The sequence below is a fragment of the Pantoea sp. AS-PWVM4 genome (genome assembly GCF_000468095.1).
Classification (GTDB): Bacteria; Pseudomonadota; Gammaproteobacteria; order Enterobacterales; family Enterobacteriaceae; genus Pantoea; species Pantoea phytobeneficialis.
Window position 1 is genome coordinate 93,241 of record NZ_ASZC01000013.1, and the last position, 13,756, is coordinate 106,996.

The 13,756-nt window shown below is 54.6% G+C and carries 13 protein-coding genes; 4 read left to right on the top strand and 9 right to left on the bottom strand.

Annotation, left to right across the window (positions count from 1 at the left end; all coding sequences use genetic code 11):
- Window positions 1-102: 102 nt before the first annotated feature.
- From recC to rppH, 9 genes are all read right to left on the bottom strand, one after another.
- Window positions 103-3,483, bottom strand: a complete 3,381-nt coding sequence (gene recC, locus L579_RS12350) for an exodeoxyribonuclease V subunit gamma (RefSeq protein WP_021184566.1) — start codon at window positions 3,481-3,483, stop codon at window positions 103-105.
- An 81-nt stretch (window positions 3,484-3,564) separates the two neighbouring features.
- Window positions 3,565-3,900: a prepilin-type N-terminal cleavage/methylation domain-containing protein gene (locus L579_RS23600; RefSeq protein ID WP_235056592.1), complete on the bottom strand. Its 336-nt coding sequence runs from the start codon at window positions 3,898-3,900 to the stop codon at window positions 3,565-3,567.
- The gene (locus L579_RS12360; protein WP_021184568.1) at window positions 3,845-4,264 is read right to left on the bottom strand and encodes a DUF2509 family protein; all 420 of its coding nucleotides are present in this window, start codon (window positions 4,262-4,264) and stop codon (window positions 3,845-3,847) included. The genes L579_RS23600 and L579_RS12360 overlap by 56 nt, the downstream gene beginning before the upstream one ends.
- Complete coding sequence (locus L579_RS12365; RefSeq protein WP_021184569.1) at window positions 4,261-4,800, bottom strand: prepilin peptidase-dependent protein; 540 nt, start codon at window positions 4,798-4,800, stop codon at window positions 4,261-4,263. The genes L579_RS12360 and L579_RS12365 overlap by 4 nt, the downstream gene beginning before the upstream one ends.
- A complete protein-coding gene (locus L579_RS12370) occupies window positions 4,791-5,261 on the bottom strand; it encodes a prepilin-type N-terminal cleavage/methylation domain-containing protein (protein ID WP_036626563.1) in 471 nt (156 codons plus the stop codon). The genes L579_RS12365 and L579_RS12370 overlap by 10 nt, the downstream gene beginning before the upstream one ends.
- 174 nt (window positions 5,262-5,435) lie before the next feature.
- A complete protein-coding gene (gene thyA / locus L579_RS12375; protein ID WP_021184571.1) occupies window positions 5,436-6,230 on the bottom strand; it encodes a thymidylate synthase in 795 nt (264 codons plus the stop codon).
- Window positions 6,227-7,108, bottom strand: coding sequence for a prolipoprotein diacylglyceryl transferase (gene lgt / locus L579_RS12380; protein WP_021184572.1), 882 nt, complete (start codon window positions 7,106-7,108; stop codon window positions 6,227-6,229). The genes thyA and lgt overlap by 4 nt, the downstream gene beginning before the upstream one ends.
- A 113-nt stretch (window positions 7,109-7,221) precedes the next feature.
- Entirely contained in the window at window positions 7,222-9,468 is a 2,247-nt protein-coding gene (gene ptsP / locus L579_RS12385) for a phosphoenolpyruvate--protein phosphotransferase (RefSeq protein ID WP_021184573.1), read from the bottom strand.
- Between the two features lie 12 nt (window positions 9,469-9,480).
- On the bottom strand, window positions 9,481-10,011 hold the full coding sequence (gene rppH, locus L579_RS12390; RefSeq protein ID WP_021184574.1) for an RNA pyrophosphohydrolase: 531 nt from the start codon (window positions 10,009-10,011) through the stop codon (window positions 9,481-9,483).
- 684 nt (window positions 10,012-10,695) lie between these two features.
- On the opposite strand from rppH, the gene mutH reads away from it, so the two are divergent.
- The 4 genes from mutH (at window position 10,696) to L579_RS12410 (ending at window position 13,678) form a co-directional block, all read left to right on the top strand.
- Window positions 10,696-11,385, top strand: a complete 690-nt coding sequence (mutH, locus tag L579_RS12395; protein ID WP_021184576.1) for a DNA mismatch repair endonuclease MutH — start codon at window positions 10,696-10,698, stop codon at window positions 11,383-11,385.
- 63 nt (window positions 11,386-11,448) lie between these two features.
- The gene (locus L579_RS12400) at window positions 11,449-12,159 is read left to right on the top strand and encodes a TerC family protein (protein WP_021184577.1); all 711 of its coding nucleotides are present in this window, start codon (window positions 11,449-11,451) and stop codon (window positions 12,157-12,159) included.
- 116 nt (window positions 12,160-12,275) lie between these two features.
- Complete coding sequence (locus L579_RS12405; RefSeq protein WP_021184578.1) at window positions 12,276-12,494, top strand: YgdI/YgdR family lipoprotein; 219 nt, start codon at window positions 12,276-12,278, stop codon at window positions 12,492-12,494.
- Window positions 12,495-12,637: 143 nt separating this feature from the next.
- Window positions 12,638-13,678 (top strand): NADP(H)-dependent aldo-keto reductase, encoded by a 1,041-nt coding sequence (locus L579_RS12410; protein ID WP_021184579.1) that lies wholly within the window; start codon window positions 12,638-12,640, stop codon window positions 13,676-13,678.
- Window positions 13,679-13,756 lie beyond the last annotated feature (78 nt).

Here is a 13,756-nt window from a genome sequence, read left to right on the forward strand (position 1 = left end):
ACCCCTTACGTTACCCTTTACCGCTGGCTGTGCACCCGGCGGTCAAAAAATGACTTTTTTATTGTGGTGGGGACGACATCCTGTCACACCGTCACCCGATTGCTATTCATCATCCTGATGCGCCAGACGTACTGGCAAATACCAGCGTCGTGCCGCCTCAGTGATTGCCTGTAATGCCGTGTCATCAAGCACACGGCTCAGACGCTGGAGGTAAGGATCACTGCCCTCACCTTCCAGTTGAAAACCACCCTGCCAGGCCTGTAACAGCCGACTGCGCGCTTTTTTCTGCGTCGCCTCGTCATCCAGTAACTGGCGGGTTTTGGCATCAAAACTCGCTTCCAGCCAGGCTCCGCCGGATTTATTCAACAGCATCAGTGGCTGTGCTAATCCTGCCTGATACCCGGCCACATACTCCTGCAACAAACTCAGCGCCTGGTCACAAGGAAGTGCGTTAAAACGCCAGTGGCTCTGTTTACGCCCATACATCCGGCTTTCGCCACTGCCTCCCAGCGCGCAATACACCAGATGCTCCAGCCACAACAGTAAACCATCATTCATATTGAGTACGCCGGGACGCCAGCGCAGCAGTCCATCAGCTTGCACCTGCGTAAGCCAGCCGGTCAACTGCACATCACCAAGCCGTAGATTCACTTCCCAGCTTTCCGATGTCTGACGTTGTCCACTGACCTCAGCAGCCACTTCCTGCATCTCTTCGGTCTGGCTTTGCCAGAAAAGTTCCCCAAAAGCGCCATAAGGCAGGTTACCCGCCGCGCGATGACGGGCATATAACTGCGCAGGATCCTCTCCGGCAACCAGGGTATTCAGCAACTGCGCGTTGATCTGATAACGTTCGAGGCTGTCAGGGGCGAAAGGTTCGCTGTCAGGCAACTCACTCTCTTCCATCCAGAAAGCCACCCCCAGCCGTTGCTGAAACCAGGCTCGTACCGGATGACGCCAGAAACGCAGCAGTTGCTCCAGCGACAATGTGGTGATTGGCAGTGCATCCAATGGCTGGACAAAATCAGGCTGCGCCTCACCCTGCCCTGCGGCGGCAGGTAACCACTCAGCGGCAAAACTTTGCCCATTACGCCCCGGCAAATAGTTTTCAGGGGCAAATGGCATACGGCTGTGCAGCGTCTGCAAATGTTCGCGCACGCGCTGCTCGCTGACATCCGGTTCACAGGCTTCATCCCCCGGCAGACAGAAGCTCTGACCGAGATAGTCAACCAACTCCGTGACCAATACCGACGGATAGCGCTCGGTATTATCCTGAATGGCACGGCCGATGTAGCTGATATACAGCTGCTGCTGCGCGGAAATTAACGCTTCAAGGAACAGATAGCGGTCATCATCACGGCGGCTACGATCGCCTTTGCGCATCTGCTGTTGCATCAGATCAAAGCCAAGCGGCGCCAGAGTGCGGGGGTAAACACCATCGTTCATCCCTAACAAACACACCACCTTAAACGGGATCGAACGCATCGGCATCAGCGTACAGAAATTAACCGGCCCTGCAAGGAAACGTTGACTGATGCGTTGCTGATCGAGTCGTGAACGTAACTCATCGCGCAGTAACGTCACAGGAATCGCCTGTTGATAAGAGGCCTGCATGCCCTGCTCAATGATCTGTTTCCACTGGGTTTCCACCAGCATTAGCGCCGCTTCGCTTTCACTATCACCGCTGAAGAAACTCTCGATCATTTCACGGCATAGCGGCAACCAGTCATTAAGGGTACGCTCCTGCGCCAGTCGCGTACGCCAGTCATCGAGTTTTGCCAGCAACTCCGCCAGATGCCCCGCCAGTTCGGCGATTAATCCGGTGGATTCGTCATAAGGCAGGATGCCTTGCCAGTCGCCGTTGCGACTTTCCAGCGCATAGCCCAGTAGCATACGCTGCAAACCAAAACGCCAGGTGTGCTGCCCGGTGACCGGGAGTGCCAGTGCTTCCACGCTGGCATCATCCAGCCCCCAACGAATCCCGGATTCCATCACCCAACGGCGCAGCAGGCGTAATCCGCTTTCATCCACCGAGAAGCGCTGCGCCAGTGCCGGAACCTCCAACAGCGCCAGCACTTCTTCCGAAGCGAAGCGACTCTCCGGCAGTGCGAGTAAACTCAGCAACGCCAGGATCGCCGGATGTGCCTGGCTGGCACGGCGGTCAGAGATGGCAAACGGCAAATAACGCGATGATGGTGCGCTGGCGAACACCGCCTGGATAAAGGGGGCGTAGCTGTCGATATCTGCCACCATCACGATGATATCGCGCGGCTTCAGGTTTGGATCGGCTTCCATCAGCGCCAATAAATGGTCCTGCAAAATTTCCACTTCACGCTGGGCGCTATGGCACACCTGAATGGTCAGCGAATGATCCTGCGGATCCAGCAAACGCTTCCCCTGGCTGTTTGCCAGTTCCCCGGCGTTGACACCAATTACCGCATTATCTTCCAGGTCAAGTAAATCCGCCTGCAACGCATGCAGCAAAGTATCTGCGGGCATGTCGACAAAAGCATCAATATCGTTTGCAGCCGCATCCATCTGACTGAGCAGGAAAAGATTATCGCGTCCTAACTTACCCCACGATGCGAGGAGCGGATTCGTTAATTGTTGTTCACCCGCGTCATTAAACAGCGACGAGGCCAACGCAGGATCGCGAAACAGCGATTGCTGTTCATTGGAATGAAGTCGGCGGCGCTGACGGCTCTGGAGCTTAGCCAGAAATGCGTAATCCTGAATATCCCCCCAGTAATGACGACAGGGATTGGTGAACAGCAGATGAATATCGATGTGGCGCCCCAGCGCCTCCAGCGCCTGCAAATAAACCGGCGGCAGTGCGGAAATCCCGCAAATAAATACGCGCTGCGGCAAGCCTGGCGGCGGGCTGTCTGCCTGCTCCAGTGTCCGGATAAAGCGCGCATATAAATTGGCACGGTGCCAGAGCGGCTGACCAAGGCTTTCGGTGAAGCTGACCAGGTCGCGCCATAATGCTGCCTGCCACTGTTGCGAATCACCCAACCCGTCAATCAGCTCGCCGCGCTCCCAGCTATTGAGCCAGTCCGATCGGTAGACCAGATACTGGTCAAACAGGTCTGCAACGCGAGCACTGAGCTGATACAGCTTACGCTTATCATCGTCGTCGTTCAGGTAGTGACGCAGCGGCAGAAATGCTTCCTGCTCCAACAGGGCGGGCAGGCGATGCATCAGTTTCCAGCTCATGCTGGCTTTCGTGAAGGCGCTTTCCTGCGGAATATCTGGCAGCACCTGCACAAACATGTTCCAGATAAAGCTGGCGGGGAGCGGAAAATCAATGTTGGCCGCAATACCAAAGCTGCTCGCCAGTTCCATCTGTAGCCATTGCGCCATACCGGGGCTTTGTACCAGAACCTGTTCAGCCGCCAGCGGGTCTGTAAGAGGTTCTGATTTAATCAACGTGACCGCCAGATCTTTTAACAGGTCAAGCTGATTGGAGTGGTAAACCCGGAACATGAAGACTCCTGATAAATTAAAAACGACGCAGCCCGGTCACTCTACCCTGTATCGTTGGGGATGCCTACCGCAAGGACATAATCAGGGAGATGAGCAATCCAACCTTGCCAGTGACGCTGTGCGCTGCTGTGGACCACGGACGGTTGCTCGTTCCAGTACACAGCCTCCCGGCTGAAGTTGCTGCTGACGCTGAATCTGCCAGCCAGGTACATCGTGCCCAAGCAACGCCTGCCCCGCCACCCGCCATGCCTGACGTTGTTGCCATTGTTGGCTAAAGCTCAACGTTAATGCCCGATGATAATGCAGCAACGCGCTGATGCTCATCGCCAGCAACAGCATCGCGACCAGCGTTTCCGCCAGACTAAATCCCTGTTGCTGCCTGGCATAATGCGGCGTCGGCCAGCGGGCAGAAGTCAATCCAGCCCTGCGCCCGTGGTTTGAGCTGGTTCCCCTGAATTGACACCCAATGCCACAGTGCCAGCTCCCGTTCCGTTCCATGTCCCTGCAATAAACCATTGTCACCCTCCATCCGTAGCAGACAACTGCGCCACTTTTCAGCTGCCCAATCCTGACATTGCCAGCCCTGGCTGTGCGGCCAGTGTTGCACTGTCCCCCATTGCAATGCGCCCGCTGCCTGCCAGAAATCCTGATGAAAGTGCTGTTCATCCGCAACCAGCACCATGTCCTGTGCCAGCCGGGTACGCGTAGCCTGTAAGGTCAGGCCCCCCATTAGCAACACCATCAGCACCATTCCCAGCGTACTGTTTCCAGCCTGATTCACAGGTTCTCCCCCGTTACCCAGCTCTCCTGCGTAAGTGATTGTTCAGCCACCTTGCCCGTCAGCTGCACCATCAGTCGCCTTGCCTCCCGCTCAACTCTGAACTGTTCCACCGCAAGAAACTCAGGGTCGGTCAAACGTTCCCAGCCATTGCCATTGCAGTCATCCACGCCACGCTGCATTTCAAGCTGATCACTGCGCAATCGGTAACCATAAAAATCACTGTCGCTGTGGCCAACGCCTTCCCAGCGGCCATTGCTGTTTTCATCCCAGCGCAACAAGACACAACTGCCGTTTTCCCGGATGGTCAGTGGTGGGCCACTGCATTCCCCATTGCAATAACCCGCTCGCCGCAACGCTTTTTGTAGCGTTTGCGTGATTTGCTGTAGTTCCTGTTGCAGTTGTACACGCTGTTGTAAACGCAGGTTTTCTGCCAGCAACAGCGGTAAAAAACGCCCGGCACTTACCATCAACACCGCCCCCACCGCCATTGCCATCAACATTTCCAACAAGCTAAAACCGGCCTGGTTTATTCGCATCCCTTCTCTCCCGGCTGGCAGGCGCGAATACGTGCTCGCGCTGAAATGATCACCCGCCAGCGGCCGGCGCTGCTTTCAACATCAATACTGCCAGCCCGCGCTACATCGCGGCGGCCATAGAATCCTGGCTCACCGATGATGTTGACCAGCTTCACACCGGCATGTGGTGGGACAAAAATCCAACGAGATGTTGACTGACAACCATCCAACGGACGCGGACCGCTGCCGATACAGCCCGGATTCCCTGGTTGCAGCCACAGGCTGGCCTCGGCATTTTGCCAACTGGCCCAGGCACGCAGCCGTAATAAAAAACCCTGGAGTTGCAGCACGCTTTCCCGGAGTTGTTGCTGTTGTTGCCAGCGTTGCCATCCCTGCATTGCGCCCAGACTCAGCACGCCCGCAATCACCATCACCACCAACAGTTCCGGCAAGGTAAAGCCGTTTTCATCGTTTCTGTTCATGGTCGTCAGAGTGCGTGCCTGGCGTGTTTCGCTCAAGGCGAGAAAATGTACTCTGGAAAAGAGTACGCAGGAAATACCAGATGAATACAGTGGGTTACAGAATTTTGCGAGGGAGATCTGAAAAGGCACGCGCGGCGCGATAAATCGCGCCGCGACGGGACACACTACGCGGTATTAGATCGCGACCGGCGCTTTGATGGCCGGATGGGGATCGTAACCTTCAATCTCGAAATCTTCGAACTGATAGTCAAAGATAGAGGCAGGTTTACGTTTGATGGTCAGCTTCGGCAGAGGGCGCGGTTCACGGGTCAGTTGCAAGCGCGCCTGCTCCAGATGGTTGCTGTACAAATGGGTATCGCCACCGGTCCAGACAAAATCACCCACTTCCAGGTCACACTGCTGCGCCACCATATGCACCAGCAACGCGTAGCTGGCGATGTTGAATGGCAGACCAAGGAAGATATCGCACGAACGCTGATAAAGCTGGCAAGAGAGTTTGCCGTTCGCTACGTAGAACTGGAAAAATGCGTGGCAAGGTGCCAGCGCCATCTGGTCCAGTTCACCGACGTTCCACGCCGAAACAATGATTCGGCGCGAATCCGGGTCACGTTTCAACTGCTCAATCACCCGGCTAATCTGGTCGATTTGTTCGCCATTGGCGCTGCCCCAACTGCGCCACTGCTTACCATACACCGGGCCAAGATCGCCGTTCTCATCCGCCCACTCATCCCAGATGGTGACCTTGTTATCTTTCAGATAACCAATGTTGGTATCACCTTGCAGGAACCACAGCAGCTCATGAATGATCGAGCGCAGATGACACTTCTTGGTGGTGACCAGCGGGAAACCATCCTGCAAATTGAAACGCATCTGGTGGCCAAAAATGGAAAGCGTGCCGGTACCGGTACGGTCGGCCTTTTCTGCGCCTTCATTCAGCACATGTTGCATCAAATCCAGATACTGTTTCATTTTACCTCGCGGGGTTGTTGCTGCGGGCGACGACGATACGCCCAAACCATCATAATCACACCGGCCAGAATCATCGGAGTAGAGAGAATCTGCCCCATGCTGATACCACCGTCGAACAGACCCAACTGGGCATCCGGCTGGCGGAAGAATTCAACGATAATACGGAACGCACCGTAACCAATCAGGAACAGGCCGGAGACGCTACCCATCGGGCGCGGCTTGCGAATAAACAGATTGAGGATGATAAACAGCACCACACCTTCCAGCATCAATTCATACAGCTGCGACGGATGACGCGGCAACACGCCGTAGGTGTTCAGCAATGACTGATACTGCGGGTTAGTGGCAGCCAATGCCACATCCTCGCTGCGCGAACCGGGGAACAGCATGGCGAATTTAAAATCAGGTGCCACACGGCCCCACAGCTCACCGTTGATAAAGTTGCCGAGACGGCCCGCCCCCAGACCAAACGGGATCAGCGGCGCAATAAAATCAGAAACCTGGAAGAAGGTACGTTTGGTACGACGGGCAAACACCAGCATCACCACGATCACACCAATCAAGCCACCGTGGAATGACATGCCGCCATCCCAGACTTTAAACAGATAGAGCGGATTCTCAAGGAACAGCGGCAGGTTATAGAACAGCACATAACCAATTCGCCCGCCGAGGAAAACGCCAAGGAAACCGGCGTACAGCAGGTTCTCCACTTCCTCTTTCTTCCAGCCGCTACCTGGCTTGTTAGCGCGACGCACCGCCAGCCACATAGCGAACACAAAACCCACAAGATACATCAAACCGTACCAGTGGAGCGAAATCGGACCGACGGAGAAAATCACCGGGTCAAATTGGGGAAAAGCGATATAGCCGTTAGTCATCTTTCACCATGAAATTTTCTGCCCTGAAAACGGGTGTGGCCAAGGGCAATACAATCAAAGCTGCGCATCATAGCACAGCGGGTTTTCATACATATGCCGCAGAAATGTAAACCTTAACGACCACCACGGATCAATCCGCCCAGACCGCGCCGTTCCATAAACGCCGAAACCTGATGACGCACTTCCGACACCGTATTTGCCGCCACGCCCAGCTCGCTGAGCTTCTGCGCGTCCTCTTTATCGAGGTGGCGCAGCAGGTATTTGACGCGCGGAATGTTTTTTCCGTTCATGCTGAGGTGGTAATAACCCAGCCCCACCAGCAGCGCAACACACATCGGATCGCCGGCCATTTCACCACACAGACAGAGCTCAAGCTTGGCCTTGTGGGCTTCCTGAGCAATCAATTGCAACGCACGCAGCATCGCCGGATGCAGCGGATCGTAGAGGTTGGCGACACGGGTATTGTTACGATCCACCGCCAGCAGATACTGGGTAAGATCGTTAGTACCGACAGAGACAAAATCGATACGATCCGCCAGATGCGGGATCAGAAATAGCATCGACGGCACTTCGATCATCACACCAATGCGTGGCTTAGGAATCACGTAGCCCAGCATCTCTTCCACTTCCCGCCCGGCGCGGTCGATCAGGCGACGTGCTTCTTCGATCTCGTCGATATGGCTGATCATCGGCAACAGAATGCTGAGATTGCCAGACGCCGCATTGGCGCGCAGCATGGCGCGGACCTGCACCAGAAAAATCTCTGGCTGATCAAGTGTTAAACGGATACCACGCCAGCCCAGGCTGGGGTTCTCTTCGCTGATTGGCATATACGGCAGCTGCTTATCTGCGCCGATATCCAGGGTACGTAACGTCACCGGTTTGTTGTGGAACAGCTGCAACATGCCCTGATATTGCGCCACCTGCTCCTCTTCTGACGGGAAGCCGTTTTGCAACATAAAGGGAATTTCGGTGCGATACAGGCCAATCCCATCAACCCAACTGTCGAGCGCCTGTTCATGTTCCGGGCTAAGACCGGCGTTCAGCATGACCTGCACCCGTTCGCCGCTTTTCAGTTCGCCCGGCTGCTCCACCACATCTTCGGCCATTTTACTCAGCGCGTTTTCTTCGCTGATCAGCCTTTGGTACTCCTGCACCAGCACCGGTTCAGGATCGATCAACAATTCGCCGCGATAACCGTCAACGATCAGTAAGCGTTTGTTGAGCTGGGCTGGCAGGATATCTGCCCCCATCACCGTCGGGATACCCATTGCTCGCGTCAGGATCGCCGCATGGGAGTTCGCAGCGCCGTCACGCACCACCACACCCGCCAGGCGTTCATGAGGCAACTCGGCCAGGGTGGTCGCGGTCAATTCATCGGCCACCAGAACAAAACGTTCTGGCCAGGCATTGGTGCCGACCAGGGTATCATCGAGGTGGAATAACAGGCGCTGACCCAATACCCGCAAATCTCCGGCGCGCTCGCGCAGATATTGATCCTGCAAGCTGGCAAATTGCGCGGCAAACTTCTCGATCACCGTTTTGACTGCCCATTCGGCCACCGATCCTCGTTCGATCTCGGCGAACAGATCTTTTTTCAGTCGGGCATCCGTCAGCAGGTGCGAATAGAGATCGAAGATCGCCGCACTCTCTTTCTGCACGCTGGCGGTAAAACGTTTACTGAAGCGACGAAATTCATTGGCGGCCTCGCTCATGGCGACCGCCAGACGATCGCGTTCGCGCTGCACATCCAGCGTAGAAGCGGCGGAAACCTGATCGAGCAACGGTTGGGTTTCATCCACCCAACCCGGCGCCACCGCCACACCGGGCGCTGCGGCAATGGCTTTTACCCGTGACTGGCGAAATTGGCCGAACAGCTGGCCAAGCTGCGACTGCGACAGCAAAGCCGCCATTTGCGTTGCCAGCGTAACCAGAAAGGATTCTTCGCTTTCGTCAAACTGACGATGTTCACGCTGCTGCACCACCAGCACACCCAGCAGCTGGCGGCGGCTGATAATAGGCACGCCGAGGAAGGAGCGATAACGCTCCTCTTTCACTGAGGGGATGTATTTGAAGCTGGGATGGCTCTGCGCATCGGCGAGGTTGATCGGCTCGGCGAGACGACCAACCAACCCGACAATACCTTCGTCAAACGCCAGCGTGACCGTGCGGCCACGCGGTTTTTTCAGCCCGCGCGTTGCCATCAGGTAGTAGCAACGCCGATCGTGATCGGCAAGATAGACCGAGCAAACCTCGGTCTCCATCGCAAGGCAAATCTCGTTTACCAGCAGGTCGAGTGCTTCATTCAGACGCGGCGCACTCGCCACTTTTTCAACTATTTCGCGCAACTGAGTGAGCATAAAGGGCGTGGCCTATCCTCTTTTACGTCGATGGGCTGCGGCATTGCGCTGCTGCCCCGCACTCTCCTGCATAGACATCACCACGCCAGCGAATTCCTTCATTACGCGACGGTAGACATCACGTTTGAAGGAGACAACCTGACGCACCGGATACCAGAAGCTGACCCAGCGCCAGCCGTCGAACTCTGGCGTGCTGCTGTGTTGCACATTGATATCCGCGTCACTACACATCAACTGCAGAAGAAACCACTTTTGTTTCTGGCCGATACATACCGGCTTTGTGTCCCAACGCACCAAACGTTTTGGCAATTTGTAACGTAACCAGTTACGGGTTGAAGCAAGTATTCGAACATCTTTACGGTGCAAACCCACTTCTTCAAACAGTTCGCGATACATCGCCTGTTCTGCGGTTTCACCGGGATTGATGCCTCCCTGAGGAAATTGCCAGGAGTGCTGTCCAAAGCGCCTGGCCCATAACACTTGTCCCTGCCTGTTACAGATTACGATACCAACATTCGGGCGGTAGCCATCATCATCGATCACTGGACTACCTCAAAGCTAAATTTGAATAGTCTGATTGTTTCACACTCCTTACAGGCGGTAAACCACTGGATATCAGGGGAGATGACGGAACAATTACAGGATAACTCACAGAGTTTAGCCAAGTTATAAACAGCGATGGGGTTTTCCAGGCGATCTTATGCACCTTTTCTGTGGATAGCTTTGTGCAGAACACGGGAATTAAATGAATAACCGGTTAGGAAAAGTCTTATCAACACAGGACCAGACAATATTAAAAATCATTATAATCATAATGATAAAATAAAAAACACGAAATTCATATCCAGAAACCGGGGCTTTGTAAAACCGCCCCTTAGCGAACTGGTCAAAGATCGACCTCCGTCGTTTTTATCCACAGAGAATGACCTAAACCTGGTCAGAAATGGGAAAAAAAGCCAACAAATCACTAAAGTCAAGGCTGGAAATCGAAACAGGGGTACAGGAAAGTGGGGGTTATCCCATCTTTCTGTGGATAACTGGGTTTAAGATCCTGTTTATTGTCGATAACAAACCGGGATAACCTGCCGCCGCTGCGGTAAAGGCTGGGTGAGGGTGAATAAAAAAGTATGCCGAATCATGCTATTATCTTCAGGCCCGGCGGTTATGAAATGTGGACAACCTTTCCGGCAGCCTGCTGTTTATCATTTAACCAACACGAGCAAAACCATGAGTTCCCCAGCTTTTCCTCCCGCAACGCCGCAAAACGAAGCGGAGTTACTGCAACGTGCACAACAACTGGCAGGCCAGACTTTCGCCGCGCTGGCGGCCCAGCTTAACCTGCCGATGCCCGCCAATCTGAAACGGGATAAGGGCTGGGTGGGGATGCTGCTGGAATTGCATCTCGGTGCCAGCGCGGGCAGTAAAGCGGAGCAGGATTTCGCCCATCTCGGCATTGAGTTGAAAACCATTCCGGTCGATGCCCTGGGAAAACCGCTGGAGACCACCTTCGTATGTGTTGCACCGCTCACCGGGAACAGCGGCGTTACCTGGGAAACCAGCCATGTGCGCCATAAGCTGGCACGGGTGTTGTGGATCCCGGTTGAAGGCGATCGCGCCTTGCCGCTGGCGGAACGTCGCGTCGGCTCACCGCTGTTATGGCAGCCAAATGCCGAAGAAGAGCAACAACTGCGCGAAGATTGGGAAGAGTTGATGGATATGATCGTGTTGGGCCAGGTGGAACGCATCACCGCGCGTCACGGTGCCTGGCTACAAATCCGCCCCAAAGCGGCAAACAGTAAAGCACTGACCGAAGCCATCGGTGCTCACGGCGAGCCTATCATGACGCTCCCGCGCGGCTTTTATCTGAAGAAAAGTTTTACCGGACCACTGCTGGCGCGCCATTTTTTGCTGCCGTAACCGGGGCGTCAACGATATCGTGTATAATCGCCGTTTAACTTTCGTTTAGGATTAAATCTACACATGTTTGACTGGATTGCAGATCCGAATGCCTGGCTGGCGTTGGGAACGTTAACCATACTGGAAGTGGTGCTGGGCATTGATAACATCATCTTCCTTTCTCTGGTGGTCGCTAAACTCCCCAAACATCAACAAAATCGCGCTCGCCGTCTGGGGCTGATGGGTGCCATGCTGATGCGTATCGGGTTGCTGGCCTCGATTGCCTGGGTGGCCCGCCTGACCAATCCCCTGTTTTCACTGATGGACCACGCCTTCTCGGCGCGTGATTTGATTCTGCTGTTCGGTGGCCTGTTTTTGTTGTGGAAATCGAGCATGGAGATCCATGAGACGATCGAAGGTGGAGAAGAGGAACATAAAACCAACGTCCATTCATTCTTCGGGGCCATCGTGCAGATTATGCTGCTGGACATTATTTTCAGCCTCGATTCTGTCATTACCGCTGTCGGTCTGTCGGACCATCTGATCATTATGATGATGGCGGTGGTGATTGCCGTGCTGATGATGATGTTTGCCGCGCGAACCATTGGCGAGTTTGTTGACCGCCATCCATCGGTGAAAATGCTGGCGCTGGCGTTTCTGATTTTGGTGGGCTTTACCCTGATTCTGGAGAGTTTTGGCGTCCATGTACCAAAAGGTTACATTTATTTTGCCATGTTCTTCTCGATGGCGGTGGAGTGCCTCAACCTGATGCGCGGCAAGAAAGGCGCGGCCTGACAAAGTCAAGGGCGAGTTATTCTCGCCCACTGATTTTAAGAATCATGCGATTACCTCAAACGCCCAAAACATTTATTACTACACTTTTGCTGTTGAAGCTGTGTAGGGAGTGGCGAATGAAAGGGTTGGTAAGTGTAGTGGGGTTAGTGCTGGCGGCGTTGGTGTTAAGCGGTTGCAGCAGTGATTACGTGATGGCGACCAAAGATGGTCGCATGATTATGACGGAAGGCAAGCCGTCGATTGATAAAGACACCGGCCTGGTGCAGTACACCGACGAAAAAGGCCATGAGATGCAGATCAATGGTGACGAGGTCTCCACCATCATTGAGCGTTAAGTGCCAAATTTCATCGCCTGCGGTATTTTTCCAGTTGTGCAGGCGATTTCCCGAACTTTCCCCCCTTCCTTCCGCGCCGATCAACGCGCTATAGTCCCACAGGACACAACATTCCATTCCATAATGAAAAAAGGAAGCCGGCAATGCACTATCACCGTATCCCCCATAGCACGCTGGAAGTGAGTCAGCTGGGGTTGGGAACCATGACGTTTGGTGAGCAGAACAGCGAAGCCGATGCTCATGCGCAACTGGATTATGCAGTCAGCCAGGGGATCAACCTGATTGATACCGCAGAAATGTATCCGGTGCCGCCGCGCCCGGAAACTCAGGGATTAACTGAACAATATATTGGCAGCTGGCTGAAAAAGCGTGGCAGCCGTGACAAGATCATCCTCGCCAGCAAAGTGGCGGGTCCGGTACGTGGCGCGGATGCCTCCATTCGCCCTAACCAGGCGCTGGACCGTAAAAATATCCGTGAAGCGCTGGAAGCCAGCCTGAAGCGCCTGAATACCGACTATCTCGATCTCTATCAGCTCCACTGGCCGCAGCGCCAGACCAATTTCTTTGGCAAGCTGGGTTATCAATATACGGAATCGACCGTACCGGTGACGTTGCTGGAAACGCTGGAAGCGCTGACCGAGCAGGTCCGTGCCGGCAAGATTCGCTATATCGGCGTCTCGAACGAAACCGCCTGGGGCGTGATGCGTTATCTGCAACTGGCGGAAAAACATGAACTGCCGCGCATCGTCACCATTCAGAATCCCTACAGCCTGCTGAACCGCAGCTTCGAAGTGGGTCTGGCGGAGATCAGCCAGCATGAAGGCGTAGAGCTGCTGGCTTACTCCAGCCTGGCATTTGGTACGCTGAGTGGTAAGTATCTGAACGGTGCCAAACCTGCTGGTGCGCGTAACACCCTGTTCAGTCGCTTTACCCGCTATAGCGGCGAGCAGTCGCAACAAGCGGTAGCGGCCTATGTGGCGCTGGCGAAGCAGCACAATCTCGATCCTTCGCAGATGGCACTGGCTTATGTCCGTCAACAACCCTTCGTTGCCAGCACCCTGTTAGGGGCGACCACGCTGGAACAGCTGAAGACCGATGTTGAGAGTTTTAATCTGACGTTAAATGCAGACGTGCTGGAAGGCATTGAAGCGATTCACCGCCAGTTTACTTACCCGGCGCCTTGAGACTCACACTCAACATCGCGCAATAAATTGCGCCGCTACCAAGCGTACCATCATCCGTAGCGGCGCGATTTATCGCGC

Excerpts from the sequence above, each read along its gene's own strand:
- recC (WP_021184566.1), bottom strand. The coding sequence starts at position 3,483 with ATGTTCCGGGTTTACCACTCCAATCAGCTTGACCTGTTAAAAGATCTG.
- L579_RS12365 (WP_021184569.1), bottom strand. The coding sequence starts at position 4,800 with ATGCGAATAAACCAGGCCGGTTTTAGCTTGTTGGAAATGTTGATGGCA.
- L579_RS12370 (WP_036626563.1), bottom strand. The coding sequence starts at position 5,261 with ATGAACAGAAACGATGAAAACGGCTTTACCTTGCCGGAACTGTTGGTG.
- thyA (WP_021184571.1), bottom strand. The coding sequence starts at position 6,230 with ATGAAACAGTATCTGGATTTGATGCAACATGTGCTGAATGAAGGCGCA.
- lgt (WP_021184572.1), bottom strand. The coding sequence starts at position 7,108 with ATGACTAACGGCTATATCGCTTTTCCCCAATTTGACCCGGTGATTTTC.
- ptsP (WP_021184573.1), bottom strand. The coding sequence starts at position 9,468 with ATGCTCACTCAGTTGCGCGAAATAGTTGAAAAAGTGGCGAGTGCGCCG.
- mutH (WP_021184576.1), top strand. The coding sequence starts at position 10,696 with ATGAGTTCCCCAGCTTTTCCTCCCGCAACGCCGCAAAACGAAGCGGAG.
- L579_RS12400 (WP_021184577.1), top strand. The coding sequence starts at position 11,449 with ATGTTTGACTGGATTGCAGATCCGAATGCCTGGCTGGCGTTGGGAACG.
- L579_RS12405 (WP_021184578.1), top strand. The coding sequence starts at position 12,276 with ATGAAAGGGTTGGTAAGTGTAGTGGGGTTAGTGCTGGCGGCGTTGGTG.
- L579_RS12410 (WP_021184579.1), top strand. The coding sequence starts at position 12,638 with ATGCACTATCACCGTATCCCCCATAGCACGCTGGAAGTGAGTCAGCTG.